Raw genomic sequence first — 23,651 nt, 5'->3', positions numbered from 1 at the left:
CCGGCCGTCGAACACCCTGCGACTCGCGGCTAGCCCGGCAGCCCGGCGTTGAGCCGGGCCAGGATGCCGTGCGGGAACGGCAGTTCCGGCGCGCTCGCCCCGGTCAGCCGGTCGAGGTGGGCGTCACTCACCTCCAGCGCCAGCGCGCCCAGGGTTTCGGCGAGCTGCCCGGGTGACCGGGCGCCGATCAGCGGCGCCGGCATCGACGGGCGGCGCGTCACCCAGTGCAGCGCCACCTGGGCCGGAGTCGCGTCCACCTCGGCCGCGACTTCGCGGACGACGTCCAGCACCGCCCAGCGGGTCTCCGCCGCGGACCGGTAGGGCGCGCCTTCGGCGAGCCGGCCTTCCCCGCCGCCGTCGCGGGTGTACTTGCCGGACAGGAACCCGCCGCCGATCGCGCCCCACGGCTGGACCGCGATGCCGAACTCCCGCGCCAGCGGCACGAACTCGGCCTCGATCGCGCGCTCGATCAGGGAGTACTCCAGCTGCAGCGCCGTCACCGGCGGGCCGCCGAGCATCGCCGCCTTCGTCGCGTACCACGCCGGGACGTCGCTGAGGCCCACGGCGCGGACCTTGCCGGCGCGCACGAGGTCGCCGAACGCCGCCATGACCTCTTCGGCCGGGGTGAAGCCGTCCCAGATGTGCAGCCAGTACAGGTCGACGTGGTCGACGCCGAGCCGCCGCAGCGACGCCTCCAGCGATGCGACCATGTTCTTGCGGCCGTTGCTGCGGCGGCGGGGGTCGGAAAGCGGTTTCCCGCCGTCGAAGCCGGGCCCGGAGTACTTGGTGGCGAGCACGACGTCGTCGCGGCCGACGTCGCGGAGGAACTCGCCGACGAGCTCCTCGCTGCGGCCGGCGCTGTAGTTGTCGGCGGTGTCGACGAAGTTGCCACCGCGCCCGGTGTAGGCGCGGAAGACCGCGCGGGCGGTGTCGTCGTCGGCGCAGTGCGGGCCGGAGCCGAAGGTCAGCGCGCCCAGCGCCAGCGGCGAGACGCGCAGCCCGGAGCGGCCCAGCGGCCGGTAGTCGTCCAGTTCGGTCATGACCCGATCGTGCAACCCGGAGCGCGGACCGGGTCAACCCGATCGGGGGGCATTCGCGGGCAACTTCGGGGAGACATCCAGGCATACCCCCGGCTAGCACTGGATGAACGTCCGGGGTGCGCTAGCCTGGCCGGATCACGGGCGCCGGCCCGATCCCCGTCTCGAGGAGTCGATTTCGTGCAACCGAACCTGGGGCCAGGTGAAGACTTCCAGCTGCTGCTCGAACGGCAGGTCCGGGAGATGCAGACGAAGGCCGCGGCGCTGACCGAAGCGATTTCCGCGGCCGGGGCGACGGTCCGCACCCGCGACGGCGCGGTCACCGTGACGCTCGCCCCGAACGGCGCCCTGACGAACCTCGAGCTCGGCCACCGCGCGTGCGAACTGGGTCCGGCGCGGCTGACCGCGACGATCATGGGCGCGGTGCGCGACGCGCAGCGCCAGACCGCCCGCGCCGTCGCCGACTCCTTCGCGACCATCAACGGCGACGGCGAGTCGACCGACATGGTCCGCTCCTTCCTGCCCCCGGATCCGCCGCCGGACGGCGACTTCGCGGCGCCGGAGCCCCCCGAAACCACCCCGCCGCCGGCCCCGCCCGCGCCGCCGCGTCCGCCGGCTCCGCCCGCACCGCCGTCCGCCCCGCGTCGCCGTCCCCCGGCCGACGACCACTTCGACGACGAATCGAACCCCTGGTGAGCGGCGGCGGCTTCAAGGTCTCTTCGGAGCCACTGGCCACCTTCGGCAAGCACCTCGACGAGCTGCAGAGCAACCTCAAGGCCACCTCGGACCTCGTCGGCGGCATGGTCTGCGACCCCGGCATGTTCGGGATCAACCCGGCGTGCCAGCTGATGGCCGCGGGCGCGAGCACGTGGACGGACAAGGCCCGGCACCAGTTCGACGCGTATTCGAAGACGATCGGCGAGTTCGCCGACAAGGTCACCGAGGCCGCGAAGCGCTACCAGTCGGGTGAAGAGGACGCCGTGAACTCGATCGTGAGGTTCGACTAGTGGGCGACGACTACCAGAGCAAGGACGTCAGCCTCCACGGCTCCGAACTGTTCAACAGCGACAACGCCTCGGCCGGCGCGGGCTTCTTCGAAGCGGCGATCGGCCTGGACAAAGCCGTGAAGGACAACGACAAGGTCGCGATCGGCATCGGCTCCGCGGGCATGGCGCTGGAGACGATCGGCCTCGTGCTCGACCCGATCGGCAGCCTCCTCACGGCCGGGATCGGCTGGCTCATCGAGCACATCACGATCCTCCGCTGGCCGCTGGACATCCTGATGGGCGACCCGATCGGCATCGCGGCGGCCAGTGAAGCGCTTTCCGCGCAGAAGAAGAAGCTCGAGGAGTGGTCGACGCAGCACCAGCAGGCGCTCGACACGCTGCTCAAGGAGTGGAGCGGCAACGCCGCGGACCAGTTCAAGAAGGACATGGACGCGGTCACCGAGCAGCTGGGCTCCCTCGGCTGGTACCTCGACCAGGCCGGCAAGAACATGAAGATCGCGGGCGGCATCGTCGGCGCCTTCCGCGGCATCCTGCGCGACCTGATCGCGATGCTCCTCGCGACGATCATCAAGGGCGCCCTGATCGCGGCGGCCCTGGCCCCGGTGACGTTCGGCGCGTCGATCGCCATCTTCATCGGCACGACGATCGGCACGGTGGCCACGGCCCTGGGCAAGATCGGCGCGAAGCTGGCCCAGCTGGCGAAGAAGCTCGGCGACCTGCTCCAGGCCCTGACGAAGATGGGCAAGGCAGGCGACGACTTGGCGGCGGCAAAGCCCCCGGCGGGCAGCCTGACCCCGACACCGACCCCGAAGCCCACCCCGAAGCCGGACGCGACCCCGACGCCGAAGCCGGACCCGAAACCCTCTTCGGCGACGCCGGAACCCAAGCCGGACCCGACGCCGGACCCCAAGCCCGAGCCGAAACCGGACACCACTCCGTCCTCGGCCACGCCGGAACCGAAGCCCGAGCCCAAGCCGGACACCACCCCGTCCTCGGCCACGCCGGAACCGAAGCCCGAGCCGAAACCGGAACCCGCGCCGTCCTCATCCTCGGCAACCCCGGAACCCAAGCCCGAGCCCAAGCCGGACACCACACCCGAACCCAAGCCCGAACCGAAACCCGAGCCCGCGCCGTCCTCATCCTCGGCAACCCCGGAACCCAAGCCCGAGCCCAAGCCGGACACCACACCCGAACCCAAGCCCGAACCGAAACCGGAACCCGCGCCGTCCTCATCCTCGGCAACCCCGGAACCCAAACCCGAGCCCAAGCCCGACACCACACCCGAACCCAAGCCCGAACCGAAACCCGAGCCCGCGCCGTCCTCATCCTCGGCAACCCCGGAACCCAAACCCGACCCCAAACCCGACACCACGCCCGAACCGAAGCCGGACCCGGCGCCCGCCCCCACCCCGGATCCCAAGCCGCACAAGCCGTTCACCGATCAGATGACCGACGTCATCAAGAACAAGCTGTCCCAAGTGGACGGTGTGACGCCGGAGATCATGCAGAAGTTCGACAAGATCAGCAACTTCTCCGTGCACGAGCTCGGCAAGCTCTTCGGCAAGGAAGGCGCCGAGAAGTTCGAGTCGGCGATCAAGGTCATGACCGACCCGTGGTTCGGGAAGTCGGGCCTCGCGGGCAAGACCGTCGTCGACATGATCAAGGGCGTGCCGGCCAGCATCGGCAACGTCACCGGCGGCGGGGACGACAGCTAGTCACTCCAACGTCACCGCCCGGGACGCGAGGTGCAGCGCCAGCCTCTCGTCCGGGCGGGACAGGTCGACGCCGAGCAGCTGCGAAATCCGCGCCACCCGCGCGGCCACGGTGTTGCGGTGCACGCCCAGCACCGTGGCCGTCTCGGCGAGGGACGACTCCGCGTCCAGGTAGGCCGCCAGGGTGCGGACCAGGTCGCCCGGGGCGTCCAGCAGTGGGGCGATCAGGGCCCGCGCGGCCGGCTCGAACGTGTCCGTGCGGGTCCACTCCAGCAGCAGCTGGGCCATGCCGAGCTGGTCGACGTGCAGGAAGTGCCCGGTTTCCGGCCGGGTCACGGCGAGCCGGGCCGCGTCGCGGGCTTCCGCGACCGTCGCCGCGAGGCCTTCCGGGCGCGCGTGCGGCCGGCCGACGCCCATGTGCGCGCCCAGGCGCAGCGTGCGGTGCGCCGCCTGCAGCCGGGTCGCCAGCGAGCGCACCCGCGCCGCGGTCGGCTCGTGGTCGAAGGTGACCCAGCCGGTCCAGCCGTCGCCGTGCTCGACGACCACCGCCTCGACGTCGCCGGCCCGCAGCGCCCGCACGACGTCCTGGGTGCGGGCCACCGTGTCGACCGCCGCCGGCACGCCGATGTGCAGCCCGACGTGCCAGCCGCCGAGCCGCCAACCGGCGTCCGCGACGCGGCGGCGCAGGTCCGCGCCGGGCTCGGTGTCCAGGCGCAGCAGGTCGCCGAGCAACGCTGTGCGCGAGCGCGCATCCCGTTCCAGTTCCAGCCGGTTGGCCAGCAGCCAGCGCTGCAGCACCCCGGCCGCCACTGCGAGCGCGGGTGGGACGACGTCGGCCCGTGCGGCTTCGGTTCCCCGCAGCTCGGCCGCCAGCCACAGCGCCGGCCGCTGCAGCAGCACCGGGTGGGCCAGCAGCACGCCGTCGTCGAGCTCGGTTCGCTGCGGGACCGGCTCGTCGAGCCGGACGCGCCCGGCGACCTCACCGGCCAGCGGCGCCCCGCGGTCGTCGAGCACGGCGACCGGCGAGCGCAGCAGCCGCCCCAGCACCGCGACGACCTCTTCGGGCGGGCGCAGCCGGTCGCCGAGCGCGCGGTGGGTGGCCAGCAGCAGTTCGGCGCGGTCCAGTTCGGGCGCGGCGAGCATGAGCCGGGCCTCGACGAGCAGGTCCAGCGGCGGCGCACCGGTACCCAGCAACGGAACCGCGAGCCGGTCGGCGAGCAGCCGTGACGCGGTGAGCGGCGCGGCACCGGGCAGCAGCACGGCGGCCGCCCCGGCGTCGGCGCACCGGCGCAGGAGCGCGTCGATCTGCCAGTCGGTCCCGGCGACCGGCCGGACGACGACGGTCAGCTCCCCCGCCACCGGCGTCCGCGAAGCATCCAAAGTGGCCTGAACCGTCGCGAGTGGACGGTCGAGCCCGGCCGCACCGGCGAGCAACCGGACGTGCTCGGCCCAGCCGGGCAACGCGAGCACCCGCCGCAGGCTCACGGGAGGCCCACCGGGTCGCAGTCGATGCCGTACGCGCGGGGGCGCACCACCGGCAGCCAGCGCGGGTCGGTCCAGAACGGCGCCGCCGCCAGGCGGACCACGTCGACCTCCACGCCCGCGCGGATCGCGTCGCACGACACCGGGACGCCGGTGCGGTGGTCGAGCACCGACAGCACGTCCGGGGTCGACGCCACCGGAGCGCCGTCGCGCAGCGCCAGCAGGTATTCGTTCTCCATTTCCAGCCGCAGCAACGAGCCGTCGCGGTGGTCGGCCAGGGTGACGCTGCCGCGGCCGAAGCCCGGGCTGCCGTGCTGCCCCGGCCCGACGTGCCGCGCCACCTCGAGGACGCGGCCGCGGGCCAGCACCGAGCCGTCCAACGCCGTTTCGAGCGCCGCGCGCGCCGGGCTCTCCCCCACGGCCAGCACGCGGCGGCCGAGCGCCAGCGCACCGCTCGTCGTCCCCGGCACCGCGCACTCCGCCAGCTCCCCGGCCGGGATCGGCGCGAGCGCGAACGCCGCCCAGCCACCGGAACCGGCCAGGAACGCGCGGGTCCCCCGCTCGATGACGGCGTCGGACCCGGCCGCCAGCACCACCACCTGGCCGCCGGGTTCGGCCAGCGCGGCCGGCGCGATCCCGCGGCCGGTCGCCGCGACGGAGAACTGGTCGAGCCGGGGCAGGCCTCGGCCCGAAAGGTCGGCGTCGGCGTAGGCGAGCCCGAGCTGCTGGGCCACGACCAGCGGCAGCAGCCCGTTGAGGCCGCCGATCTCGATGGACATCAGCGCGTCGGCGCGCTGACCGGTCCAGCGTTCGACGGCGGCCACCGCGGCCGCGAACTCGTCGCCGCCCGGCAGCTTCTCGGTGAACGCCGCGGTCGCGCCGACGACCCCGACCGGCACGACCCGCGCGTCCGGCGCCAGCTCGCCGATCGCGGACACCTCGGGTTCGCGGCCGCCTTCGACCAGCCGGCGCAGCAGCACGGCGGCGGTGACGGTGTCCCCGCCACCGCCGGACCCGAGCAGGGCCACCCCGCGCTCGAGGGCGGCCACGTCACCGGCGGTGATGCGCATGACTGACCACAGTAGACGAGGTCAGCGCAGCGCGTACCCACCGTCGGGGTACAGCGTCGACCCGGTGGTGTACGTGCTGCCGAACAGGTACAGCACCGCATCGGCCACTTCGGACTCCTTCCCGACGCGGTGCAGCAGCGTGTCCCGCGAGTACTGGTCGAAGCTCGCCTCCCGGACGTCCGCCGGCCGCCCGGCCCAGAGGTCGCCGTCGATCGTGCCCGGCGCGACGACGTTCACCCGGACCGGCGCCAGCTCGACCGCCAGCCCCCGCCCGAGCCCTTCGACGGCGGCGTTGCAGGCGACGTACGCGGGCGCGGCACCGGGCGGCCGGACGCTCGCCGCGCCCGACATCAGCACGACCGACGCGTCCGGCGCCAGCTTCGGCACCGCGTGCTTGACGGCGTGGTACTGACCCCAGAACTTCGTCGTGAACGGGCTGGCGGCGTCCTCGTCGCTCAGCTCCCGCAGCGGCCCGACCGTGTAGGACGCGGCGGGCGTGAACAGGTGGTCGACGCGGTCGAGGGCACCGAAGAACGCCGCCAGCGAGTCCTGGTCGGTGTTGTCGACGACCTGCCAGGTCCCGTCGAACTCCTTCGCCGCCGCCGACAGCTTCTCCGGCGTCCGCCCGCCGAGGTGGACCGACGCACCCGAAGCGGCGGCCCGCCGGGCCACTGCCCGCCCGATGCCCGAACCACCACCGATGATCACGACCTGCTTCCCGGCCAAGCTCATCCGATCTCCTCCACGGGGACGAAGTCGTGCGGCAGCCCGAACGCGCCCGGGCCGAAGGTGTCCAGGGCTTCCGGCGTGCGCATCAGCGGCGGGGTCGAGATGCCGACGACGGTGACGCGCTGGCCGTAGCGCAGGGTTTCGGTGGTGATCGGCTCGGCCGTCGCCGACTCCAGCACGCAGATCAGGTCCGGCACCAGGCAGCGCACCTCACCGTCCACAGTGGCCAGCAGGTTTTCGTTCTGGAACAGGATCTCCAGCTTGCTCGAACCGTCGAACGACACCGCCGCCGCGCGCCCGCGCGCGAAGCCCGCCTCGGTCCGGCGCTCCACATCGGACACCTTGCCGCGGAACAGCACCCGCAGGTGCTCGTACGGCGTCGAGCGCAACGCCGAAGCGAGCCGGTCGACGGGGTCCTCGTTGGCCGCCCGCGCTTCCCGGATCGTCCGGCCCACGGTCAGCGCCAGCGAAAGCGTTCGCGGCACGGCGGTCCGCTTGACGTCGGCGCCGCTCATCGCGTACTCGGCGATGTGCGCGACACCGCCGAGGCGGATGGTGACCCCGCGGGCCAGCCACTCCATCCGCCGGTTGTCCGCGCCTGTGTCGATCACCGTCGTCTCGCCGCGTTCGCCGCCGATCGCCATCGGCGAGCCCGGGATACCGTATACACCGAACGTTTCCATCTGCAGCTCCGGGAATGCCCGGCCCATGCCGTCGGCGTCGACCACCGGCAGCCCGAGCCGGGCGCCGACGATCAGCGGGATCATCGAGTTGATGCCCCCGCACTCGATCGGCATGGTCGCGTCCGCGCGCCTGCCGAGGTGCTTCTCCAGCGTCCGCAGCGCCAGCACGGGTTCGGCGCCGTTGGGCAGCTTCTCGTGCACGACGGTCGGCGCGCCCATCTGCGCGGTCGGGATCACCAGGGCGTCGTCGTCCACTTCGGACGGCTCGAGGATCGTGATCGGCCCGTGCTCGCGGATGGCTTCGCGCACGAGCAGCCGCCCGACGTACGGGTCGCCGCCGCCGCCGGTGCCGAGCACGGCGGCGCCGCGGGCGAGGTCCGGCAGGTCGTCCTCGGTCAGGGTCCAGCTCACCCGGCCACCCCGATCGGGTCGATGTCGTAGCCGAAGTACCGCGGGCCGGCGAGCGCGATGCCCTCCGGCGTGTGCCAGCGCGGGTCGGCGGGCGCGGCGATCACCGTGACGCGCTGGCCGTACCGCAGCCCTTCGGTCGTCACCGCCTCGCCGGACTCGCGTTCCAGCGTGCAGATCAGGTCGGGCACCGACGCCTGGACGACACCGTCGCGCTCGGCCACCAGGTGCTCGTTCTGGAAGCGCAGCACCAGTTCCGCGCCGGTGTCGTCGTCCATTCCGGACAGTTTCGCTTCGCCGCGGGCGAACCCGGTGACCGTCCGGCGGGCGACGTCTACGACCTTGCCGCTGAACAGCCGCCGTCCGCCCAGCCGGGAGACGACCCGGGCGACGGGATCCTCGTGCGCGGCACGTGCGGCCCGGACCAGGGCGCCCAGTTCGGCGCACAGGCTCAGCGTGCCCGGCACCAGGGATTCCCGTGCCTGGCCGCCGGACATGGCGTAGTTGCTGATCATCGCCGAGCAGCCCATGTCGATGGTCGCCGAGCGCGCCAGCCGCTCAGCCCAGCGATTGTCGACGGTATCCAATACGCCGCGGTTGCCCTTTTCGTCGGCGATCGACATCGGCGTGGCCCGGATTCCATACAGTGTGGGAAGTACCATCTGCAGCTCGGGGAACGCTCGCCCCATCCCGTCGGCGTCGACCAGCGGCAGGCCGAGCTGCGCGGCCGCGACGACCGGGATGAGCGAGTTGACGCCCCCGGCTTCGGCGCACGCGATGTGCGTCAGCTCCTTGCCGAGGTAGCCGGCGAGCGTGCGCGCGGCCAGGCCCACCTGCTCGGCCGACGGCAGCTTCTCCACCATGACGGTCGGCGCGCCCATCATCGCGACCGGCAGCACGACGGCGTCGTCGCCCACCTCCGCCAGCGGAACCAGCGGCACCGCGCCGTGCTCCCGCACCGCCGAAAGCGCCAGCAGCCTGCCGATGTACGGGTCGCCACCGCCCCCGGTGCCGAGGATGGCGGCACCGCGGGCGATGTCGTCGAGGTCGTGCTCGGTGATCTCGCGCATCACGCCCCCAGCTGCAGGTCGCCGACGGCCTTGACGCGGATGCGCGTGGCGTTGCCGGGCAGGTACGGGATGGGCACCTCGTCGAAGTCGACGATGCCGACCGAAGCCGGCGACGCACCGGCGGCGACCGCGCGGTCCACGGCCTCCTGCTTCGCCTCGTCGACGACCGCTTCGCGGCGGCCGGGTTCGATCACGTAGACGCGGTCGACCTCGCCGCCGATCTGCGCGATGGCCGCGCCGATCGCGTTGGCCACCGCGTAGTTCTCGGGCCGGTGGACTTCGCCGCACCCGGCGAGCTCGTCCGGCAGCAGCACCGAACCACCGCCGACCGCCACGACCGGCAACGGCTCGGCGGACGTCCGCATCCGTTCGACCACATCGGACACCTCGGCGGCGATGCGGTCCAGCGCCGCCCGGACCAGCGCCTTGTCCAAATGCGACACCAGCGACGGGTCGCCGATCTCCGCGCGGCCGGCGGCGACCGCGATGTCGGTCGCGGTGAGCGTGTCCCCGCCGAAGACGAGCGCCTTCGACGTCAGCTCGTAGCCGACGGAATCCGGGCCGACGGTGACGTTCCCGCGCACCCGGCTGCCGCCGCCGATGCCGATCGACAGCACGTCCGGCATCCGGAAGTTGGTGCGGATGCCGGCCACGCTGACGTCCGTGGTCGCCTCACGGGGAAATCCCTGCCGCAGCACACCGACGTCCGACGTCGTGCCGCCGACGTCGACCACCGCGCACGTGTCCGAACCGGACAGGATCGCCGCGCCGCGCATCGAGTTCGTCGGCCCGGAGGCGAAGGTCGCCACCGGGTAGCGGCGGGCGAAGTCGACGTCCATCAGCGTGCCGTCGTTCTGGCTCAGGTACAGCGGTGCGGTGATGCCCGCGCCGGTGACCGACGCGGACAGCCCGTCGACGATGTGCGCGGCCAGCTCCCGCAGCGCCGCGTTGATCACCGTCGCGTTTTCCCGCTCCAGCAGGCCGATCCGGCCGATCTCGTGGGACAGCGAGATCGCGACGTCCGGCAGCTGCCCGCCGATGATCTCGGCCGCGCGGGTCTCGAACTCGGCGTTGACCGGGGAGAAGACCGAGGTGATGGCGACGCTGCGCACCCCGGCCGCCCCCATGTCGTCGGCGGCCTTGCGCAGTTCGCTCTCGTCGAGCTCCGCGATGTGGCGGCCGTCGAACTCGTGTCCACCGTGGACCAGGTAGCTGCGCCCCGACACCGCGTCGACGAGCCGCTGCGGCCAGTCGACCATCGGCGGCAGCGACGCCCCGGCGGGCAGGCTCAGCCGCACGGCCGCGGTCGGCGCGAGCCGGTGGGCCTCGACGAGGGCGTTGATGAAGTGCGTGGTGCCGATCATCACCGCCCGCACCGCCGCCGGGTCGAACGCGCGTTGCCGCTGCAGGCCGTCGATCGCGGCGACGATGCCCGAGGTGACGTCCGCGGTCGTGCTGGTCTTGACCGAGGCGAGCACCTGACGGCCGTCGAGCAGGACAGCGTCGGTGTTGGTGCCGCCGACGTCGATGCCGATGCGCACGAAGGTTCTCCTTAAGCAGACTGGACGGCGGGAGCGGCCTCGGCGGTCCGGCTGCTGCCGATCCCCCGCACCAGACCGAGCTTCCCGGCGACGACGTACAGGACGAAGGCCACGACGAGCGAGTTGATGCTCGGCAGGCCCCACTCGACGAACTCGCCGAACAACGCGGCGGCAACCCAGACGACGAGGGTGGCGGGCACCCACGCCGGCGCGTCCTCGGGCACGGTTCCCCGCGCCCGCGCGGATTCCAGGTCCCCGCGCCACTTCTTCACCACGAAGTACTCGGCGACCATGATCCCGGCGATCGGCGGGAACGCGACGCCCAGCACGGTGAGGAAGTCGGTGAACTTCGCCAGGATCCCGGCCGCGGCGAGCAGGCTGCCCGCGACGCCGAGCACCGCCGTCACCAGGCCGCGGTGGGCTTTGCGCCCCGACACCGTGCCGATGAAGTTCACGACGCCGAGCCCCGAGGAGTACAGGTTCCAGTCGTTGATCTTCATCGTGCCCGCGATGACGATGAGCAGCCCGATCCAGCCGACCGACGACGTCACGATGGTGGTGATGCCGGCGCTGCCGACGGCGTGCGCGAGCAGGACGCCGGACAGGCCGATGACGTACTCGCCGAGGGTGATGCCGACGAGCGTCTGCTTGACGACGTCGGCGGTGGTGCGGTTGAAGCGGGTCATGTCCGGGGTGATCACGGCGCCGACGATGAAGCCGCCCGCCACCAGCGTGGTGCCCTGCAACAGGCTCAGTGCCGGGCCGGGCGGGGCCGAGGACACGAGCGTGCCGAGGTCGTGGCGGGTCAGCTCGGAGATCACCGACCACCCGACGAGGATCAGGAAGGCCGGCACGGTGAGGTAGGCCGTCCAGGCCATGGAGTGGAAGCCGCGCACGACGATCGCGGTGACGAGCAGGCCGAAGAGCAGCGCCCAGCCCCACTCCGGCAGGCCGCCGATGAGCGCGACGAGCCCCTGCGCGGATACTGCCGACTGGATACCGAACCAGCCGATGAGGCTGATCCCGATGGCGAGCCCGATGAGCGCCGAGCCGCCGCGGCCGAAGCCGGTCCAGCGGGCGATCATGGACGTCGAGAGGCCCTCGCGGACGCCGATGACGCCGACGAGGATGGTGATGAGCTCCAGGATGACCGAGCCGAGCGTGAACGCCAGTACCGCGTTCCAGAAGCTCATCCCGAAGCCGACGGTGGCTCCGAGCAGGAACTGGGACAGGGCGGACACCTGGCCGAACCGCTGGACGGCGACCGACCACCACGAATACCGGGCGTGGTCCGGCACTCTGGTGAGGGCATAGTCATCGACACCGACTGTTGAGGCCACGCCGACCTCCTTCTCCGTGCGGGGGAAACGGTTCCCCGCACCGTAAGCAGCGGTCCCGGCGGCGTCACCGTGCGATGTGCACAGCGTGAGCCTCAGCGCTGTGCATTCAGGCCAGCGGGTCCACTCCGGTCAGCGTGGCACTTTCCGCCCAGAGCCGCTCGGCAGCTGCCTCGTCGGTCAGGTTCGCCCAGCGCTCCTCGAGCTTCGGCCGGCCGCGGAGGCCGAACACCCGCGGGCCCCACAGCTGCCCACCGGCGACATCGGGGCCGAGCACCGCGCGGACGGCGGGCCGCGCACCGGCGTCCTTGCCGTGCAGCAGCACCCGGGCCGGCAGGCCGCGCAGCCACTGGCCGGTGGTGCGGACGTGCACCGGCGGCCGCGACGGCGTCAGCGAGTCCAGGGCGCCACCGGGGTGGGCGATGACGCTCAGCCGCTTCGAGCCCGTTGCCCGCAGCCGCCGGTCGAGTTCGACGGCGAAGAGCATCTGGGCGACCTTGGAGCGTTCGTAAGCGCGCTTCGGGACGTAGCCGCCTTCGCTCTGTAGGTCGGCGAAGTCGAGCTTCGCGGACTTCGCGGCGAAGCTGCCGGTGGTGACGATGCGCGCGTCCGGCGCCAGCACCGGCAGCAGCCGGGCGATCAGCGCGAAGTGGCCGAGGTGGTTGGTGCCGAACATCAGCTCGTGGCCGGCCGCGGTCTCGCGGCGGGGCGGGTGGTCGAGCAGCACCCCGGCGTTGCAGACGACGGCGTCGAGCTCACCGGTGTCGACGGTGGCGACTTGGGCCAGGTCGGCCAGGTCGAGCCGGACGTGCGTCACCACCGCCCCGGCGACCCGCGACCGGATCGACGCGATCGCGGCTTCCGCCTTCGCCGCGTCGCGGCTGCCGAGCACGACGTCCGCGCCCGCCGAAGCCAGCTGCTCCGCGGCGAAATACCCGATCCCCGCGTTGCCTCCGGTCACCAGCACCCGCATCGACGTCCCCTCCCCGTGCCAAGCTGTCCCGCATGGAGAACGCTACTGGCTACCGGCGGTCGGCCGGCTCGGCCCGCGGCGAGGCCCGGCGCCGGGAGCTGCTGGCGACGATCACCGACGACGTCGCCGAGAACGGTCTCGTCGACTTCTCGCTGCGGCGGGCGGCACGGTCGGCCGGGACGACGCACAAAGTGCTGCTCTACCACTTCGACGGCGTCGAAGACCTGCTGCGACAGGTGGTCTTTTCGTTGCGGGAGCGGCGGATCGGCAACGCGCTGGCGGCCGTCGCGGCGGAACCCTCGACACTGACCGACCGCGTGCGTGCCGCCTGGGTGAGCCTGCGCGACGAGGAGTCGGAGCTGCGCCGGGTGCTCGACCAGGCGATGGGCCTGGCGATGTACGACCCGGGCCGGTACGCGGCGCTCGGCCGCGGAGCGTCGCAGCAGTACCTCCCGACGCTGCTTTCGTTCTGTCCGGCGGACTGGCCCGAGCAGCGCAAGCACGAAGTCGCCTCGATGATCCTCGCCACCCTGCGCGGCTTCCTCGTCGACCTGCTGACCAGCGACGACGGCTCCGGCGCCGAGGCCGGGTTCGAGGCGCTGCTGCGCGCGGTGGCCCGGGAGGAAGCCGCGCACTGAGCCCTCGACAGTTTGCGAACCACGTGGTTCACTTCGAACCATGCAGATCGAGCTGACCGCGGGGACCGTCGAGTACACCGACACGGGTGGGCCGGGCCCGGTCGTGGTGTTCGTCCACGGCCTCCTGATGGACGGCTCGCTCTGGGACGGCCCGGTCGCCGCGCTGCCCGGTCACCGGTGCGTGGTCCCGGCGTTGCCGCTGGGCGCCCACCGCAAGCCGATGCGTCCTGGCGCCGACCTGTCGCTACCCGGGATCGCCCGGCTGCTGACGGAGTTCCTCGAAGGCCTCGACCTGCGCGAGGTGACCCTGGTCGGCGTCGACACCGGCGGCGCGCTGGTGCAGCTGCTCATGGCCGACCGCGTTGCGCGCGTCAGCCGGGTGGTGCTGGCTTCGTGCGACGCGTTCGACAACTTCCCGCCCGGGCTGACCGGAAAGACGTTGTTCCTGACCGGAAAGCTGTCACCAGGGCTGTTCGGCGTGTTCATGCAGCAGATGCGGCTGCGCGCGGTGCGCCGGCTGCCGATCGCGTTCGGCCGGCTCACCAAACGCGGTGACGCCGTCGCGGCACGCTGGATCCGGCCGTTGCTCGGCGACGCCGGCATCCGCCGCGACACGGTTCGCGTCCTGCGGGAGTTCGCCGCGGCGCCGGGAATCCTGGTGGCGGTGGCCGAGCGGCTGCCTGCGTTCGACCGGCCGGCGCTGGTGGTCTGGGCCCGCGAGGACCGCGTGATGCCGCCGGAGCACGGCGAACGGCTGACCGCGTTGCTGCCCAAGGGAAAACTGGCGCTGGTCGACGACAGCTACACGTTGCTGCCACTCGACCAGCCCGCGGAGTTCGCCCGGCTGGTCCAGGAGTTCACCACCGCGTGAGAGCGCTTTCAGATCCGGCTGAGCCCGTGCAGGATGCGTTCCATCAGTTCGAGGCTCGGCCGGTTCCCCGTACCCTTCCGGGCGGTGTGCACGGCGACGATCCCGCGGTCCGCCAGGTCCGACAGCAGGACCCGCGCCACCCCCAGCGGGATCCGGCGCCGCGCGGCGACCTCCGCGACCGACTGCGAAGTCCGGAGCAGCGCGCAGATCTCCGTCTCCTCCCGCGTGCTCCCCCGCACCACCGCCCGTCCCCGCTGCGTGATCGAGACGAGCGTCTCAACCGGCAGGTCCCGGGTCGGACGGGTGCGGCCATGAGTGCGGAAGTACGGACGGACCATCCCCGCTCCGCCTTCTTCGAGCACGGACCCCCAGTGCACAGCCAGCTCCTCACGGCGATTAATCCTTGTCGGCGATTATTTGACCGGGTGATCGACTCACCCGCAATCGACCGGACGGAGTAGTGCCGGAAAAACCGCTGATCAACGCCCCGGCGGCGGCGCAGTACTACCCCGAAGTACCAGGTGTGTCCCGACAATCGCGGGCGATGTCGCGATTTTTCCGCCGGACAACCTCGCGCGCAGCAGCCGTCCGGCCCGCTCCCCGAGCTCCGCCACCGGCTGCGCCACGGTGCTCAGTTCGAGCAGATCGGCGAGGTCGTGGTCGTCGAAGCCGACCACCGAGACGTCCGACGGCACCCGCAGCCCGGCCCGGCGCAGCGTCCGCAGCGCCCCGAACGCCATTTCGTCGGACGCCGCGAACACCGCGGTCGGCCGGCGGGGCAGGCCGAGCAGCGTCCCCATCGCCCGCTCCCCGCCCGCGACGGTGAAGCCGCCACCGGTCTCGAACGCGGGGTCCGGCTCGCGGCCGTCCTCCCGGCACACCGCGTGGTAGACCTCGCGGTAGGCCGCGAGCCGCCGCAACGGCGTCGTGAAGCCGAGCGGGACGGGCTCGTCCTCGCCGATGAACGCGATTTCGCGGTGCCCGAGCTGGACCAGGTGCCGCATCGCGGCCGCGGCGGCGGCGTGGTCGTCGATGCCGACCGAGTCCGCGCCGGGTTCCTCGGTGCCGACCGTGACGAGCGGGGTGCCGAGCCCCAGCAGCAGCTCGCGTTCGGAAGCCGCCAGGGGCAGGGAGAGCACGAGCACGGCGTCGACCCGGCGGCGCAGCGGCAGGTCGGCGAAGAACCGCACGCGGCCCGCGTCGTCGCCGAGGTTGTAGAGCAGCAGGCTGATCCCGGCCTCGCGCAGCACCCGCTCGACGCCGGAGATGAGGCGCGAGAAGTACCAGCGGTCGACGTAGGGGACGAGCACGCCGACCGTCCCGGTGCGGCCGGTGGCCAGGCTCGACGCCGCGGGCGAGATCGCGTAGCCCAGCTGCGCGGCGGCCGCCAGCACCCGGGTCCGCGTGCGCTCGGCGACGCCCGGCACCCCGCGCAGCGCCCGCGACACGGTGGCCGCCGAGACCCCGGCGACCCGGGCGACGTCGTCGAGCTTGTCCGGCATGCCCCGCCCCCTTCGCTGCAAGCGCTTGCAACCATCCGAGTTGCCACCATTGACACCTACCTTGATCAAGGCTAATCATCGATGCAAGCGCTTGCAATCGCGCGTCGCCTGTCCGATAAGGAGGCCGACATGCGCCAGCTCCTCCCCCTCACGGCCGCGGCCGTGCTGGCCGGCACCGCGCTCGTCGCGTGCTCCTCGGCCGCCGGGCTGACGATCAACCTGTACATCTCGCCGGAGGACCACCTGCAGACGGTGGTCGACCGCTGCACCGCGGCCGCCGCGGGCAAGTACAAGATCGTCTACAACAAACTGCCGCGCGGCGCGGACGGCCAGCGCGAGCAGATGGTCCGCCGGCTCGCCGCGGGCGACGCGTCCCTGGACGTGCTCGGCCTCGACGTCACGTGGGTGCCGGAGTTCGCCGAAGCGGGCTGGGCCGAGGAATGGACCGGCGCGAACGCGGCCGCGGCCACCCGGGACGTGCTGCCCGGTCCGCTCGCCACGGCCAAGTGGAACGGGAAGCTCTACGGCGCCACCAAGAACACCAACGTCCAGCTGCTCTGGTACGACGACCGGATCACGCCGTCGCCGCCGAAGACGTTCGACGAGCTGATGACGCAGGCGGAACAGCTGAAGGCGGCCGGGAAGCCGTACCAGGTGCTGTTCACCGGCGCGCAGTACGAGGGCCTGGTCGTCTTCTACAACACGCTGGTCGCCTCGGCGGGCGGGCACATCCTGTCCGACGACGGCCGTTCGGTCGTGATGGACGACGGCGCGGTGCGCGCGCTGGAGCTCCTCAAGCGGCTCACCACCGCGGGGATCACCGACCCGTCGCTGACGAACCAGAAGGAGGACGAGATCCGCCAGGCGTTCCAGCGCGGGCAGGCGGCGACCGAGCTGAACTGGCCGTTCGTCTACGCCTCCTACGCCAAGGAAAAGCGGCAGGACCTCAGCCACTTCAAGTGGACGCGCTACCCGTCGGTGACCGCGGGCCAGCCGAGCCGGGTGACCATCGGCGGCTTCAACCTCGCGGTCAGCACGTACTCCCAGCACAAGCCCGAAGCGTTCGAAGCGGCGCTGTGCCTGCGGAACGCGGCGAGCCAGAAGTACCAGGCGCTGGTCGACGGTATCCCGCCGAGCATCGCGACGATCTACCGCGACACCAGCCCGCTCGACGCGGCGAAACCGGCCGACGCCAAGGAAAACCCGACGATGGCCGACCAGTACCCGATGAAGGACGACATCCGGGCCGCGCTGACGGACGCGGCGGTCCGCCCGCTGACCCCGGCGTACCAAAACCTGTCGACGGTGATGTCGAAGGTCCTTTCCCCGCCGGCGGAGATCGACGTCCAGGCGACGGCGAAGGAACTGCGCGAGCGCTTGGCCGACGCCCTGGATTCGCGGGGCATCATCCCCTAGCGAGCCGCGCTTCGATGCCGTCGAGGAGGAAGTCGAGGCCCAGCCGGAAGGTCTCGTCGGCGTCGAGGTGGACGGCGTCGTGGATGACCGTGGACAGCGCGGGGTAGCGACCGGTGGCCAGGGTCCGCTGCAGGTACGGGCCGTAGGACCGCTGCCACTGTTCCCGGTCCATCCCGGAACTGCGCTCGGCGCGGCGTTCGGCGGTCTCGCGGCGCACCGCACCGATCACGTACGCGTCGACCGCGGAGACGACCGGCATGACGTCGTCCACGCTGACGCCGTCCAGCGCGGCCACCACCGCCTCGCCCTTGGCCAGCGCGTTCGGCCCGAGCGCGGGCCGTCCGCCGATCAGGTCGGCGAACCATTCGTGGCGGCGGACGGCCTGCCGGGTGGCTTCGGCCAGCGAGAGCAGCACTTCGCGCCACCCGTCCCCGGCCGGCCGGATCCCGCCGTGGACCGCGTCGGCCATCAGGTCGAGCAGCTCTTCCTTGGTGGCGATGTAGCCGTACAGCCGCATCGGCCCGACGTCCAGCTCCGCGGCGACCTTGCGCAGCGAAACCGCCACGAGGCCGTCCGCGTCGGCCAGCCGGACCGCCGCCCGGACGATCAATTCCCTGCTCAGCGGGGCCGGCACCGGCCGATCCGGCGGCTCCGGCCGCTCCCACACCACCATGCCGCGGACAATACAACGCCTTCTGCGATACAGTGTATCGATCGATACGGTGCATCGGAGGAAGCCATGACCATCGCCATCGTCGGAGCGGGCCTGGGCGGCCTGGCCCTGGCCCGGGTGCTGCACGTGAACGGCGTCGAGGCCGTCGTGTACGAGCGGGAGTCGTCGCGCGAAGCCCGCGGCCAGGGCGGGATGCTGGACATCCACTCCGGGCAGCGGGCGCTGCGCGAGGCCGGCCTGATCGACGAGTTCTTCGCCATCGCCCGCGGCGAAGGCCAGGACATGCGCCTGCTCGAGCCGGACGGCACGCTGCTGCTCCAGGAGGACACACCGGACGACGCACCGCTCCTGCGTCCCGAGGTCGACCGCGCCGACCTGCGCGACCTGCTGCTGGACTCCCTCCCCGCCGGCACGGTCCGCTGGGGGCACGCGTACGCGTCCGCCGGCGACGGCGTCGTGCACTTCACCGACGGGAGCAGCGCGGAGTACGACCTGCTGGTCGGCGCGGACGGTGCCCAGTCCCGCGTCCGCGCCCTGCTTACCGACGCCCGCCCGGTGCACATCGGCCAGAACACCGTCGAGCTCGGCATCCCCGACATCGACCGCACCCACCCGGACCTGGCGGCCATGGTGGGCCGCGGCAACTACTGGGTGTTCGGCAAGGGCATTTCCCTGGCGGCCCAGCGCAACGGCGACAGCCGCGTCCGCATCGGCCTCAGCTTCTACAACACGGGCGAAGACTGGCTGGCGACGAGCGGAATCCCGCTCGACGACCCGGCCGCCGCCCGCGCCCGCCTGATCGAACTCCTCCCCGGCTGGGCCCCGGGCATCACAGCGCTGATCGAGGCCTGCGACGACACTGTGCTCCCCCGCACGATCACGACCCTCCCCCCGGGCCTGACCTGGCCGCCGCGCCCGGACGTGACGTTGATCGGCGACGCGGCCCACCTGATGCCCCCGGTGGGCGAGGGAGCGAACATGGCACTGCTGGACGGCGCGGCGCTGGGCCTCGCACTGGCCGAACAGCCGGACATCCCTTCGGCGATCGGGAAGTACGAGCGGGAGATGTACGAACGCACGGGCAAGGCGGCCGAGATGTCGGCGCGGATGCAGGAACTGCTGATGTCCCCGGACGCGAGCCGCCGGTTGCTGGAGTTCTTCCAGCCGAGCTGAGGTTTCAGAGGCGGATCGGTTTCTTGTTCATGAACTATCCAGGCGGTCAGTGGACCTGGGGGCGTTCTTGGGCACACTGCCTCTGACCTGCTCTTTTGCGTCTGTTGGGTCCGGTCGCGTCCGGGCCTGTTTGGACGTCTGACGGCCTGTAGACGGCCTGGCTCCTCGCTGCCCCTGTGCCCATCTGGCCTGGTGGCAGCCCTCCCCCGTCTTCCTCGTCCCCGCTGCGGTTAGCGCCGGAGGGCCGGTGTCAAGGGTGGGCGCTTGCGTCCATCGCGCAGCGACGCCGTAGGCGCCCTTGATGGCGGTCGGCCGGTGTTAAACGATCGCTGACGAGGGAGCGGTCACCAGATCTTGGCTTGCTCTGGCGTAACGCTGATCGACTCGGCGACGTCCCTGGGCGTATGGGGACGAGTGGATCAACCAGTTCGCGGCGGCGCGCCTACGCGGCCGGCCCTCCGGCGGGCCGCCCCGCGACCGGCGGCCGGAGCGGAGCGGCAGGCCGTCCGTGTCGCATGAGGGCGGGCCCGCCGCACGGGTGGTGACGTGCGCGCCGCCGTCGGCGGCGCGTCTTGATCCCATAGAGCTGAATTCGGCAACGAGTTCAGAGGACTTCCGGCTCTTGACCACCAAAGGATCTCTTTATTAGCTCATTCGAGGCCTTCCTCCAAAGGTCTTCAATTCGCTCCGGGCGCGGCGGCCTCAATTTCTTCTCAACAAGGATGTAATCCCGAAGGCTTGATCGCCACAAACTAGCATTTCGCTTCTGCTCAAGAAGCTCCGCAAGCCCAGGTCCTCCGGCCTCTTGAACACCTTCGACAATCTCAAGCTCGATAACATCGACAATCTCTAGCGGAGCTACATCGTCGCCCGCAAGAAGTCCGGCATCTTCTACATACTTGCGAACCAGGGTAAGAGATATTGGGTTTACCGGGAAACCTTCAGTCGTAACAAGCAACGGATAGAAAGTCCGCTTCGTGTCAACCTTGAATCCCGTGAGTTTTTGCTCATCATGCCGAAGACTCCTGATGGTCGAGTCAATCTGCTCAACCTCACCCACCAGCTTCATGAGGTCTTCTACTACGGCTTGATCAGAAACACCGTAGACCGATTCTCTCTTAAGCTGGGAGGTGGTCACCTCGACCACGACCCACGAGGTGCCATAGTCAATAGCGGCATCGGCAACTTTGACACCCTTAGCGGAGTACGCTTGCTTCAGATGCTCATCATGATAGACGCGCTGTAGCCCCTCCAGACTCGAAGCAAGACTATCCAGGACTTCGGCTACATATCTCTCTGACAACCGCCGCAACGACTGCACCAGCTTATCAGCCAAAGCCTTGTGCTGCTTGGACCTTGCGTTGAACTTGATATCGAATACAGGCAGCCATCCAAAGAATCGCGGCAACAACAAAGTGCTGTCAATGACAACAATACTTCCATTCCACAGCTTCACCACAGGGTAGCGACTAAGCGATCCGAAAGACCAAGTAGTTGAGGCACGGGCAATTTCCCCCAGAATCTCGCCGCGCAGCCCAGGTATATCGATTGCCATAAAGTCAAGTACTTTTTGAAGACGAGCATCTTCCCAGGGTATCCCCTTTAGATAGGCAACATCGAGAACCGGTTTCTCGTTCACGCAGGAACTAAAGAGAACCAGGCCGATCGCAAGGACATCACGTAATTCAATTCCAACGATTTCGCGATATCCCTCTTCCAGATTTAGGACTTCAGGATGGGTGTCACTCTCAGTAGACATTTGCAACCACATCCTGTAGAACCGCGCAAGTATGTTGACTTCATCAATACCAGAGTTGAACAGTTGATTCGAGATCATCTCGCGACCTAATCCACCCGGGACGTCGTCTATGATCTGACCTTCTTCCAGATCCACCGAATCGTTATCAAGGTAGGCATTGATAACTAGCGAAGCTGCAATGAAGTTCCCCGGCGTGACCCCAGGAAGAAGTGAGTCACCACTGAATCGCATTGAACACTGTATAAGTGCATAGAGCGCCTGAGGGACCACCAAACCCCTAGAAGGATCTCGCAGAAGGTTTAGAACCCTGGTCTTAGTAGGCTCGGAAAACCACATACTTGCAAATCGCTTGTCGACCTGGTTTCGCTTCGCTCCAGGCTTCCTGAAAACCGCCAAGATTGCTGCCACGTTGACAATAATCATTTCGACGGTCAGCCGCCTCACTTGTTCGTGCAAAAATGCAACGGGTGGCGTATAGCCGAATATTTCATCCGGATCCAAGTACGTCAACACTTGATCAAGGGGCGCTGGGAGCTGCGCCATATATTCGGGGATTATGAGTCCGCTTTGAACGAGTCGCCATCGCGACCCCAAGACCTGAACCGCCGTTCCTCGAAAGTATATGTTGTCCTCAGAGAGGGTGGTCAACATGCCTTCGTTACCCAAGCCCGGCGGTTCTCCCCCAGAAAAGAAGCCATCCAAGCCGTGCTGCCCAGCGTTGGACGCTGCCGACGCATCATGTCCAGTCAGCAGGTGATCCGACAAGTTGAGGTTAAGCACCTGGCGAACCCTGTGCGTCCACGACTCCGTACCCATGCATGACAGTCGTCAGCAGCCCACGAGTTGTTACCGTCGGAACTCAACGCAACGATTAAATACAGTGAAAACCAACAACTAAGAGAATTGGGCTTGACCCTTTTTGGTCATAGAATGTTCGATTCGTAGTCGAATTGAAGGATGGATGGAAAGCTTGTCCATACTTCCCGGAGTAACCCAAAGAACCTCGGAGCTTTCACTGCTTGTCCTTAGAGTTCCGGAGACCCAGGAAGCGCGGAAACAGATGGAGAACTCCTGGCGAACTTCACCATCGTCATAGGCGATGACATGTTCAGGATCCGAATACACACCGATCACCTCCGACACCTCGCACTCAATACCTGTCTCCTCGCGGACCTCTCGAACTACTGCCTGAGCTAGAGTTTCGCCGAGCTCCAACTGTCCGCCTGGGATCGAGTACAGGTTGTTGTCTGTGCGCCTGATCATCAGGATCCGGCCGTGATCATCTTGAATGAAGGCCGAGACCGCCACTGCGATGCTGTTCGCCTTTGGGGCATTAGGGTCTTTGTAGTAGTCAACGCGGGTCATGCTGCCTCCTAGAAGGTGGCTGGCTTGGCAAGGTTCCAGACTGACTCAAAGCTCTCCGAGTACGTCTCGAAGAGGTCCCCGGCGGAGAGCCGCCGCAGGTGGAGGGATGGGGCGTGGGCCCCCTGGAACCCGTACACGTGCGTATTGATGATCATTTCGTCGTCGAATCGGAAGATCGAGTTGTACAGCGTCGTGTTATGGAACCGCATCTCGACGCCATCGACGCCGATCAGCGGCCGGTAGAACGCCAAGGCGTTGCGGATACGCGCCGGAAGCGTCCCGTCGCCGAGCTGCTCCTCCTCGCCGCGTAGCGCGACGCTGTCGCCCTCCGGGTCACCGAAGGCCAGCCGGATCTTCGCGCCGGCGGCGGCCTTGGCCGTCAGGTCCTTGATGAAGCGCGGGCGCTCGACCAGGAACAGCGCAGCGTGCACCAGTACCTCAACGGTCTCCGACGCCTCCTTGATCAGCCGGTCCCAAAGCTCGACCGGGATGGCGTTGCGGTGCGGGAATACCCGCACAACCTCGGCGGCCGCCGTCTCGGCCTTGCGCTCCGGCGCGACCGAGTCTGGCCACAGGTACGTCTCTGACTCGCGCGCCATCGCCGCGATCTTGTGCCGGTGCTTCGGGTACGGCAGGCGCCCCTTCGTGATCCAACGTTCAACGGTCTTCTGATCGACGCCGACAGCCTTGGCGACCTGTTCCAAGGTCAGGCCGTTGCGTAGTAGCGCGTCACGCAGGCGTTCGTTCGGCATCAGCACCCCTTGGGACTTTTAGGGACGTCTTCGACCGTACCAGGGACGTCCCGAGATGTCCCGCCACGTGGTGATCATGTCCCACCTTTTGCCGGAGATTGGAGGTCAGATTGCCGGGGTCCGCCCGGCGGCGAAGAGAGGAAGGCAGGCATGACGACTCGAAGCGTGTCGCGTGGTGGGGGAACACGGGCACTCGACCGGCTTGCGGCGTAGGCGCGACCGGCATGCGTGACACGGTCCAGATCCACGTCACGGCAGACCTCCCCATCCGGGTCCGCGCCCTCGCCTATGCGAACCGAGCGGAGATCCGGTTCGGCAAGGCGTTCCCGGTGGTCCTCCTCGTGGATTCGGACGCCATTGCGGTGCTGAGCAAGGAACTCGAAGAGGTGCGAGCCGCACTCAACTCGACGACACGAGTCGACGACCAGGCGCCGGAAGTAACTGACTGAGAAG

Annotated in this window: 23 protein-coding genes; 8 read left to right on the top strand and 15 right to left on the bottom strand. The window is 69.7% G+C overall.

Going from position 1 to position 23,651, the window contains the following annotated elements:
* Window positions 1-29 precede the first annotated feature (29 nt).
* A complete protein-coding gene (locus MUY14_RS06465) occupies window positions 30-1,040 on the bottom strand; it encodes an aldo/keto reductase (RefSeq protein WP_247021803.1) in 1,011 nt (336 codons plus the stop codon).
* 177 nt (window positions 1,041-1,217) lie between these two features.
* Here MUY14_RS06465 and MUY14_RS06460 point away from each other — a divergent pair, with 177 nt between their 5' ends.
* From MUY14_RS06460 to MUY14_RS46785, 3 genes are read left to right on the top strand one after another with little or no spacing between them, the layout of a single operon-like run.
* Window positions 1,218-1,733, top strand: a complete 516-nt coding sequence (locus tag MUY14_RS06460; protein WP_247021801.1) for a YbaB/EbfC family nucleoid-associated protein — start codon at window positions 1,218-1,220, stop codon at window positions 1,731-1,733.
* Window positions 1,730-2,044: a hypothetical protein gene (locus MUY14_RS06455; protein ID WP_247021799.1), complete on the top strand. Its 315-nt coding sequence runs from the start codon at window positions 1,730-1,732 to the stop codon at window positions 2,042-2,044. Before MUY14_RS06460 ends, MUY14_RS06455 begins: the two co-directional genes overlap by 4 nt.
* Entirely contained in the window at window positions 2,044-3,759 is a 1,716-nt protein-coding gene (locus MUY14_RS46785; RefSeq protein WP_281506262.1) for a WXG100 family type VII secretion target, read from the top strand. Before MUY14_RS06455 ends, MUY14_RS46785 begins: the two co-directional genes overlap by 1 nt.
* Here MUY14_RS46785 and MUY14_RS06435 read toward each other — a convergent pair whose 3' ends face one another.
* The 8 genes from MUY14_RS06435 to MUY14_RS06400 all read right to left on the bottom strand — a co-directional run bounded on the left by MUY14_RS06435 (window position 3,760) and on the right by MUY14_RS06400 (window position 13,049).
* Window positions 3,760-5,241 carry a helix-turn-helix domain-containing protein gene (locus MUY14_RS06435; RefSeq protein WP_247021796.1) on the bottom strand — a complete coding sequence of 494 codons (1,482 nt, stop codon included), beginning with the start codon at window positions 5,239-5,241 and terminating at the stop codon, window positions 3,760-3,762.
* Window positions 5,238-6,308, bottom strand: a complete 1,071-nt coding sequence (locus tag MUY14_RS06430) for a DUF917 domain-containing protein (RefSeq protein WP_247021794.1) — start codon at window positions 6,306-6,308, stop codon at window positions 5,238-5,240. The genes MUY14_RS06435 and MUY14_RS06430 overlap by 4 nt, the downstream gene beginning before the upstream one ends.
* Window positions 6,309-6,329: 21 nt before the next feature.
* Window positions 6,330-7,040: an SDR family oxidoreductase gene (locus MUY14_RS06425; RefSeq protein WP_247021792.1), complete on the bottom strand. Its 711-nt coding sequence runs from the start codon at window positions 7,038-7,040 to the stop codon at window positions 6,330-6,332.
* Window positions 7,037-8,131 (bottom strand): DUF917 domain-containing protein, encoded by a 1,095-nt coding sequence (locus MUY14_RS06420; RefSeq protein WP_247021791.1) that lies wholly within the window; start codon window positions 8,129-8,131, stop codon window positions 7,037-7,039. Before MUY14_RS06420 ends, MUY14_RS06425 begins: the two co-directional genes overlap by 4 nt.
* On the bottom strand, window positions 8,128-9,198 hold the full coding sequence (locus tag MUY14_RS06415) for a DUF917 domain-containing protein (protein ID WP_247021789.1): 1,071 nt from the start codon (window positions 9,196-9,198) through the stop codon (window positions 8,128-8,130). Before MUY14_RS06415 ends, MUY14_RS06420 begins: the two co-directional genes overlap by 4 nt.
* Window positions 9,198-10,739, bottom strand: coding sequence for a hydantoinase/oxoprolinase family protein (locus MUY14_RS06410; RefSeq protein WP_247021787.1), 1,542 nt, complete (start codon window positions 10,737-10,739; stop codon window positions 9,198-9,200). The genes MUY14_RS06415 and MUY14_RS06410 overlap by 1 nt, the downstream gene beginning before the upstream one ends.
* Before the next feature lie 11 nt (window positions 10,740-10,750).
* Complete coding sequence (locus MUY14_RS06405) at window positions 10,751-12,079, bottom strand: cytosine permease (protein WP_247021785.1); 1,329 nt, start codon at window positions 12,077-12,079, stop codon at window positions 10,751-10,753.
* Window positions 12,080-12,185: 106 nt separating this feature from the next.
* Entirely contained in the window at window positions 12,186-13,049 is an 864-nt protein-coding gene (locus tag MUY14_RS06400; RefSeq protein WP_247021783.1) for an SDR family NAD(P)-dependent oxidoreductase, read from the bottom strand.
* A 32-nt stretch (window positions 13,050-13,081) separates the two neighbouring features.
* On the opposite strand from MUY14_RS06400, the gene MUY14_RS06395 reads away from it, so the two are divergent.
* Entirely contained in the window at window positions 13,082-13,687 is a 606-nt protein-coding gene (locus MUY14_RS06395; protein ID WP_247021781.1) for a TetR/AcrR family transcriptional regulator, read from the top strand.
* Window positions 13,688-13,727: 40 nt separating this feature from the next.
* Window positions 13,728-14,558, top strand: coding sequence for an alpha/beta fold hydrolase (locus MUY14_RS06390; RefSeq protein WP_247021779.1), 831 nt, complete (start codon window positions 13,728-13,730; stop codon window positions 14,556-14,558).
* Between the two features lie 8 nt (window positions 14,559-14,566).
* Here MUY14_RS06390 and MUY14_RS06385 read toward each other — a convergent pair whose 3' ends face one another.
* Complete coding sequence (locus tag MUY14_RS06385) at window positions 14,567-14,935, bottom strand: DUF742 domain-containing protein (RefSeq protein ID WP_247021777.1); 369 nt, start codon at window positions 14,933-14,935, stop codon at window positions 14,567-14,569.
* A 102-nt stretch (window positions 14,936-15,037) separates the two neighbouring features.
* Window positions 15,038-16,060 (bottom strand): LacI family DNA-binding transcriptional regulator, encoded by a 1,023-nt coding sequence (locus MUY14_RS06380; RefSeq protein ID WP_247021775.1) that lies wholly within the window; start codon window positions 16,058-16,060, stop codon window positions 15,038-15,040.
* A gap of 129 nt (window positions 16,061-16,189) precedes the next feature.
* Between MUY14_RS06380 and MUY14_RS06375 the strand changes: the two genes are divergently transcribed.
* On the top strand, window positions 16,190-17,476 hold the full coding sequence (locus MUY14_RS06375; RefSeq protein WP_247021773.1) for an ABC transporter substrate-binding protein: 1,287 nt from the start codon (window positions 16,190-16,192) through the stop codon (window positions 17,474-17,476).
* Here MUY14_RS06375 and MUY14_RS06370 read toward each other — a convergent pair.
* Window positions 17,466-18,149 (bottom strand): TetR/AcrR family transcriptional regulator, encoded by a 684-nt coding sequence (locus tag MUY14_RS06370; protein ID WP_247021771.1) that lies wholly within the window; start codon window positions 18,147-18,149, stop codon window positions 17,466-17,468. The genes MUY14_RS06375 and MUY14_RS06370 overlap by 11 nt on opposite strands.
* A 66-nt stretch (window positions 18,150-18,215) precedes the next feature.
* Between MUY14_RS06370 and MUY14_RS06365 the strand changes: the two genes are divergently transcribed.
* Window positions 18,216-19,322 (top strand): NAD(P)/FAD-dependent oxidoreductase, encoded by a 1,107-nt coding sequence (locus tag MUY14_RS06365; RefSeq protein WP_247021769.1) that lies wholly within the window; start codon window positions 18,216-18,218, stop codon window positions 19,320-19,322.
* Between the two features lie 604 nt (window positions 19,323-19,926).
* Here MUY14_RS06365 and MUY14_RS06360 read toward each other — a convergent pair.
* The 3 genes from MUY14_RS06360 to MUY14_RS06350 form a co-directional block, all read right to left on the bottom strand.
* Window positions 19,927-21,861, bottom strand: coding sequence for a hypothetical protein (locus MUY14_RS06360; RefSeq protein WP_247021767.1), 1,935 nt, complete (start codon window positions 21,859-21,861; stop codon window positions 19,927-19,929).
* Between the two features lie 114 nt (window positions 21,862-21,975).
* Window positions 21,976-22,446: an NUDIX hydrolase gene (locus MUY14_RS06355; RefSeq protein WP_247021765.1), complete on the bottom strand. Its 471-nt coding sequence runs from the start codon at window positions 22,444-22,446 to the stop codon at window positions 21,976-21,978.
* A gap of 8 nt (window positions 22,447-22,454) precedes the next feature.
* Window positions 22,455-23,198, bottom strand: a complete 744-nt coding sequence (locus MUY14_RS06350; protein ID WP_247021763.1) for a helix-turn-helix domain-containing protein — start codon at window positions 23,196-23,198, stop codon at window positions 22,455-22,457.
* 224 nt (window positions 23,199-23,422) lie between these two features.
* Between MUY14_RS06350 and MUY14_RS06345 the strand changes: the two genes are divergently transcribed.
* On the top strand, window positions 23,423-23,647 hold the full coding sequence (locus MUY14_RS06345) for a hypothetical protein (protein ID WP_247021761.1): 225 nt from the start codon (window positions 23,423-23,425) through the stop codon (window positions 23,645-23,647).
* Window positions 23,648-23,651: the final 4 nt, after the last annotated feature.

Origin of the sequence: Amycolatopsis sp. FBCC-B4732 (assembly GCF_023008405.1) — a bacterium.
Classification (GTDB): Bacteria; Actinomycetota; Actinomycetes; order Mycobacteriales; family Pseudonocardiaceae; genus Amycolatopsis; species Amycolatopsis pretoriensis_A.
The sequence above is the reverse complement of the archived record's forward strand: the minus strand, read 5'-3'. Positions and strand labels throughout refer to the sequence as shown.

Bases quoted from the DNA above. Each gene is read 5' to 3' on its own strand.
- MUY14_RS06465 (WP_247021803.1), bottom strand. From the start codon at position 1,040: ATGACCGAACTGGACGACTACCGGCCGCTGGGCCGCTCCGGGCTGCGC.
- MUY14_RS06430 (WP_247021794.1), bottom strand. From the start codon at position 6,308: ATGCGCATCACCGCCGGTGACGTGGCCGCCCTCGAGCGCGGGGTGGCC.
- MUY14_RS06425 (WP_247021792.1), bottom strand. From the start codon at position 7,040: ATGAGCTTGGCCGGGAAGCAGGTCGTGATCATCGGTGGTGGTTCGGGC.
- MUY14_RS06415 (WP_247021789.1), bottom strand. From the start codon at position 9,198: ATGCGCGAGATCACCGAGCACGACCTCGACGACATCGCCCGCGGTGCC.
- MUY14_RS06400 (WP_247021783.1), bottom strand. From the start codon at position 13,049: ATGCGGGTGCTGGTGACCGGAGGCAACGCGGGGATCGGGTATTTCGCC.
- MUY14_RS06395 (WP_247021781.1), top strand. From the start codon at position 13,082: ATGGAGAACGCTACTGGCTACCGGCGGTCGGCCGGCTCGGCCCGCGGC.
- MUY14_RS06390 (WP_247021779.1), top strand. From the start codon at position 13,728: ATGCAGATCGAGCTGACCGCGGGGACCGTCGAGTACACCGACACGGGT.
- MUY14_RS06380 (WP_247021775.1), bottom strand. From the start codon at position 16,060: ATGCCGGACAAGCTCGACGACGTCGCCCGGGTCGCCGGGGTCTCGGCG.
- MUY14_RS06375 (WP_247021773.1), top strand. From the start codon at position 16,190: ATGCGCCAGCTCCTCCCCCTCACGGCCGCGGCCGTGCTGGCCGGCACC.
- MUY14_RS06370 (WP_247021771.1), bottom strand. From the start codon at position 18,149: ATGGTGGTGTGGGAGCGGCCGGAGCCGCCGGATCGGCCGGTGCCGGCC.
- MUY14_RS06365 (WP_247021769.1), top strand. From the start codon at position 18,216: ATGACCATCGCCATCGTCGGAGCGGGCCTGGGCGGCCTGGCCCTGGCC.
- MUY14_RS06355 (WP_247021765.1), bottom strand. From the start codon at position 22,446: ATGACCCGCGTTGACTACTACAAAGACCCTAATGCCCCAAAGGCGAAC.
- MUY14_RS06350 (WP_247021763.1), bottom strand. From the start codon at position 23,198: ATGCCGAACGAACGCCTGCGTGACGCGCTACTACGCAACGGCCTGACC.
- MUY14_RS06345 (WP_247021761.1), top strand. From the start codon at position 23,423: ATGCGTGACACGGTCCAGATCCACGTCACGGCAGACCTCCCCATCCGG.